The organism is Candidatus Merdisoma sp. HCP28S3_D10, assembly GCF_052065835.1.
Lineage (GTDB): Bacteria > Bacillota > Clostridia > Lachnospirales > Lachnospiraceae > Laedolimicola.
The window spans coordinates 1-466 of the sequence record NZ_JBQHTG010000014.1 but is presented as its reverse complement, the minus strand read 5'-3'; the positions used below and the strand labels follow the sequence as shown (position 1 = coordinate 466).

Annotated in this window: 1 rRNA gene; it reads right to left on the bottom strand. The window is 40.6% G+C overall.

What is annotated here, in order from left to right:
- Nucleotides 1–319 precede the first annotated feature (319 nt).
- Nucleotides 320–437: ribosomal RNA gene (gene rrf, locus ACTNCH_RS12820) — 5S ribosomal RNA — on the bottom strand.
- Between the last annotated feature and the right edge of the window lie 29 nt (nucleotides 438–466).

Genomic DNA, 466 nt, shown 5'->3' with positions numbered 1-466 from the left:
TATACCTGTAAGGTATTACCTTTTAGGATAATCACCTCGGATGTCTTGTGTTAAATTCATTCTAAGGATTGAATTTAACTTGTAGATATTTCAGTATATAGTTTTCAAGGTGCAATCAACTGATTGATGTTCTAATCAGTCATTAGAAAACTCAATAGCTTGAATCCTCTAATCACTGGTTAAAACCAGTTATATATAACAGCACTTCCCTGCTGGTACGGGTTAACACATCCTTGCTCGCAGGCTTCGTTTTGTTCTCCACCCACTAAGATATGTCCGTATCTATATATAACACTCTTTCGAGTTGTTTTTTTAGGTAATCTGGCAGCCACCTGCTCTCCCATATCGTCTCCAGCATAGTACCATCGGCCGCTTAGGTCTTAACCATCGTGTTCGGGATGGGAACGGGTGTGTCCCCTAAGCGCATCGCCACCAGAAATCTCTTAGGCTTTTCGTATTCTTTTGT